Here is a 5,073-nt window from a genome sequence, read left to right as displayed (position 1 = left end):
TGGGCTTCAGCTTCTAATCTGGTACGCCGGACTCCTCATTGATTAGATAAAGTTATCACCACAAGTTCTCAAGAGCCCTGTGGGACACATAGATTCCTTTCAATTCTTGTAAGTCTCGTGCAGTATTTGCATAGGATATGTTGGCACTCAATAGCAGGCAGCATTTTTCTAGGTGCGGACTTAGTCTGGTTCCTTTCTTCAGCCCTAGTTTTTGGCTTTGCTTTTCTCTCACCTGCCATTTACCCATACAGGTTTGAATCTCTCTTGCTCTGCCCGCCTCTGTTTTGCTGCTGGTGCTTAAAAAAAATTCCAATCTTGGGAGCAACTTCTTTGAGCACATGATCTCTGACTGCTAATTCAATACTACCAAAGTCTTTTAACTGCTCTTCGGGTCAGGGTAAACGCATCTTAACTTGAACCCAAAATATGCTACAGTTAAAGGCGACTAATTTTCCATGTAGTTTTTTGTAGTTGATTGGTGCTATCAATGGCAAGAGGTTTTAGTAAATCTGTAACTTCGCAACAAAAACAAAAAGATTCATTGCCTTCAATGAATCTTTTAAATACCAGTTTTTTAGAGCATTTTGCCAACTTGAAAGACCCAAGAATAGAAAGAAGTAAAGAACACTTACTTAAAGATATTAGATCGATTGCGATTCTAGCTGTCCTCAGCGGTGCCGACGGATGGGTGGCAATAGAAGACTATGGTAATGCCAAATATGAATGGTTAAAAAGCTTTCTAGAATTACCGAATGGTATACCATCTCATGACACATTTAGTCGGGTATTTGCCCGAATTGAACCACAACAGTTTCAAGAATGTTTTTTGAGTTGGGTAAATGCCATAGTCTGGGAATTAGAACTAAACGCGATCGCCCTTCATTGATGGCAAAACAATGAAACAATCTTATGACCGAAATGACCAGCAAAAAGCGCTACATATAGTTACAGCCTGGTCTTCATCTCATCAATTGGTTTTAGGACAAAAGAAAGTCCATAAAAAATCTAACGAGCTGACAGCCATCCCGGAATTAATAGAAATGTTAGAAATTGCCGGAAGTGTAATAACCATCGATGCTATGGGATGTCAAAAAAATATAATATCTCTGAGTGTCAAGAAAAAAGGAGATTATGTTTTAGCCTTAAAAGGCAATCAAAAACTCCTCTGTAAAGCCGTAAAATAGTGGTTTGAAGTAGCTAAAAAAGCCGATTCTTTAGACAAAAAGTATGATTATTATGAACGAGTAGAATCCGGACATCATCGAGTGGAAAAAAGACAAGTCTGGACTGTGGATGTATCCGAGTTACCCCCTCTGCATAATCAAGAATTATGGACGGGATTAAAAACAGTTGTCATGATACTTAGTGAACGACGATTGTGGAATAAAACCACCACGGAAGCTCGTTTTTACTTGAGTAGTTTAAGCAGTAATGCTGAGAGAATTGCTGGGGCTATCCGCAGTCACTGGGGCATTGAAAATAGCTTACATTGGACGCTAGATGTTACATTTTATGAAGATGAAAGCCGGATTCGGAAACAGAACTCTCCCGAAAATTTTGCACTTCAATCGGAGGCTAGCAATAAATTTACTGAAACAAGAGAAAACTTCTAAACAAAGTCTAAAAATGAAACGGTATCGAGCGGCAATGGACAATAATTATTTAGTGAAAATTTTAAACTCGGCTAGTTAATACTCGAAATCTAATAGCAATATAAGAATAAGAAGAAAAATTCTCCGGCTTTAAGAAGTTCAGAAAATCTTAAGGGTCTGATTTAATCTGCTTAAATGGGGTTAGAATTAATGATTTTTAGAAAGTTTTTTTAGTTATTTAACAATGCACAAAATCATGGTTTTGTCAAATTAACTTAGATGCGTTTACCCTGCTCTTCGGGTTTATTTTTGAATAAGATTGTGGCGACGCCTTGCAAATACTCTTCTAATTTTCTGCTTTCTGCTTCTGTCATTATCTTTTTGTTTGCTTACTACCTCTCTATTATGTCACATTTTTGTTCAAGGTATTTATACTCATTGCATAACTGAGATGCTCCCATAGCACTCGCCTACAGTAGTGCGATCGTGCAAGGAACAACCCTGAAAATGAAAACAGTCAAAAAGTATATTGTTCGCCCTCAAGAGTCCAAAAGAAAGTATGCAAGACGGAGTACATGGGGTAGTGGTAATGATAGCCAATACTGGCTAACATACCTGGACAAATACTCCGAAGCAATTCAAGAGTTAATGACATTAACTCCTCAAAAGCGCTATTTTTACCAACAGGGGATGAGGGCTATAAGTCAGATTCAGTCTAGCTCCTAGCCATCCTTGTCACCCCCCCAGCAAAGCCAGCCAAAATTTTTGTTAAATAGTGGTGTGAAGATAAAACAAGAATTGGCTTTAAAACGATTGAAATGAAAAGAATTACAGCTTTGGCAGTTAAACCAATTGGTAAAGTTCAAGGGAATTTTAAAGCCTACTATTTAGGGCTTGCTGAATAATCGAGTGCATATTGCGTCGCGAAAGGTTTCGAGCGCGCGATCGAGAATAAAGTGCAAGATAAACAGGTAAAATAGGTCAAAACCCGTACATCACCACCTGCGATCACGTACAAAAAAGCTGAGCTTGCCTCCAGCCCCCCATCCGAGTTTGAACTGCCTTTCGGAGGAAGGTTGTCTGCTGAAAACCGTTGGGTAAAAATGGGCGAATTAATCCCGTGGTCAGAATTTGAATCAGAATATGCTGAAAACTTCCCCACAGAAAAGGGCTTAAGGGCCAAATCCTTTCGGATGGCATTGGGGGCATTAATTATTAAATAAAAATTGGGAATTAGCGCTCGCGAAACGGTAGAACAAATCCGGGAAAACCCCTATCTACAATACTTTATTGGTCAATCTAGCTACAGTAACGAGCTACCCTTTGACTCATCTCTATTAGTTCATTTTCGCCAAAGAATTAGTCCGAACCTAATTAATAAAGTCAACGAACGAATGGTTAAAAAAATCCGTTTTATCACGCCAGTCAAACCCGAAAAAAAAAAGGATTCGGACGCCAAAAATGAGTCACCCAATCAAGGAATATTAATCATAGATGCGACCTCGGCCCCAGCCGATATTAGTTATCTGACCGACTTAGGACTATTAAACAGAGCCAGAGTTCACACAGAAAAAATCATAGATATCCTGTATAAACAGCTCAAAGGTCAAATCCAGAAAAAACCAAGAACCTACCGTAATCTCGCCCGAAAAGATTACTTATTAATAGCCAAACAAAGAAGACCCTCCCGTAAAAAAAAAGACAGGCAATTAAAAAACAACTTCAATATATCAAAAGAAACCTCGCTCATGTTGAACAGCTAATCGAGTCAGGTGCGACCCTCGAACGCCTGAACAAAAAGTAATATAAAACCTTGCTAGTCCTCACAGAGGTCGGTCGCCAACAGCAATGGTTATTTGATAACAATAAACAGAGCATTGAGGATAGAATAGTAAGTTTAAGCCAACCCCATATCCGTCCCATAGTCAGAGGAAAAGCCGGAAAAAGCGTAGAGAGGCGAGCCAAACTATCAGCCAGTTGTTTTGAAGGATATGTATTTTTAGACCGGATGAGCTGGGATAACTTTAACGAATCAGGGGACTTAAAAGCACAAGTAGAAGCATATCATAGGTTCACAGGATATTATCCAGAGTCCGTTCATGCAGATCGCATTTATCGAACAAGATCAAACCGAGCTTGGTGCAAAGAAAGAGGAATTAGAATCAGTGGACCGCCCTTGGGAAGACCCCCAGCAACCCTCAGTAAATCAAAAAAGAAGCAAGCTAAAGAAGATGAGAGGATTCGTCAGGCAATTGAGGGCAAATTTGGGCAAGGCAAACGAAGATTTGGCCTGAATCTGGTAATGACAAAACTTGACAATACCTCGCAAACAGCCATTGCGATTACTTTTTTAGTAATGAACCTTTCTACCTGGTGGCGCCGGGTTTTTTGTGTGTTTTTATGCCGTTCGGGGAAAGCAATGCCTGTTTTTGGGTTTAACATAATCTACACTTATGTTTTACTCAGATTGAAGCCGGAAAAACTCATATTTAACTCTGGTTGAATATCGATCGCTTCTGTTATTGGGAAAGCGATCGATTATTCAGCAAGCCCTACATAATGCAAGAAGCCAGAAGAGAGGAAACACCCATGACTCGGGCAATGCCAGCAAGAGAAATCCGTTCAAGCAGAAGCAACTCAATTTTTGCTAAGGTGTCGGTGTTTTTGGGTTGCAACTTAGGATTTTCCACAAACTGGCGACCACAGTCACGACATTTATGGTGAAAGTTTTCCGCGACGAGTCATACCATTTTTCATCACATCGTCAGAACCACAAGTGGGACAAATCAGATAGGGTTTCATCTTGAGACTCCTCAAAAGATTGGCATAGAGCTATTATCCTCTATCCTTTACATAAAAGCACTACCAAAGTGGGAATAAGAATTAAAGAAACCCTAAGCCCAGGACAAGTAATGAAAGCAATGATTTTGAACGGACTGGGATTTTTGAGTGCCCCAATCTACCTATTCGACAGGTTTTTTGTCGGAAAAGCAACAGAACATTTGATTGGAAAGGGAGTGACCGCCGAACAATTAAATGATGATAGAATTGGGAGATCTTTAGACAAATATCATCGAGCTGGAACGACAAAGTTATTCACAGCAATTGCCATGAAAGCAGCGCTGAAACTTCAAGTATCAATAAAAAGCGTTCACCTAGATAGCAGTTCAATATCAGTAGAAGGAGCATACAAAAACTGTCAGGGAAAGAGCCAGGAAGTTGATACAGAATCTGAAGATAAAGAATCAGAAATGAAAACCATAAAAATCGTTCATGGCTATTCAAGAGAGCGAAGACCAGACCTCAAACAATTTATCATTGATACGATTGTAAGTGGAGATGGAGACGCAGGGCTATTTCATTCTGATCGAAAGGCTGATATGACATTGGATTGATTCTCACCGGAAAGGCCCGTCTACGATGTCTCAACTTGCTCAAAAGTCGAAGCTTTTACAGCCCTGCCTGATACGCGGCGTACCGC

General features: G+C 39.9%; 3 pseudogenes. All 3 read left to right on the top strand.

The features are described 5' to 3' along the window. Positions 1–487: 487 nt before the first annotated feature. A pseudogene (locus tag QUB30_RS32815) lies at positions 488–1,692 on the top strand (ISAs1 family transposase). A gap of 907 nt (positions 1,693–2,599) precedes the next feature. Next, positions 2,600–4,095, top strand: a pseudogene (locus tag QUB30_RS32810) (IS5 family transposase). A gap of 394 nt (positions 4,096–4,489) precedes the next feature. Beyond that, positions 4,490–4,951: pseudogene (locus QUB30_RS32805) on the top strand (DUF4277 domain-containing protein); the annotation flags it as partial. Positions 4,952–5,073: the final 122 nt, after the last annotated feature.

It is taken from the genome of Microcoleus sp. BROC3, from assembly GCF_036702515.1.
Classification (GTDB): domain Bacteria; phylum Cyanobacteriota; class Cyanobacteriia; order Cyanobacteriales; family Microcoleaceae; genus Microcoleus.
This window is presented reverse-complemented; position numbering and strand designations above follow the sequence as displayed.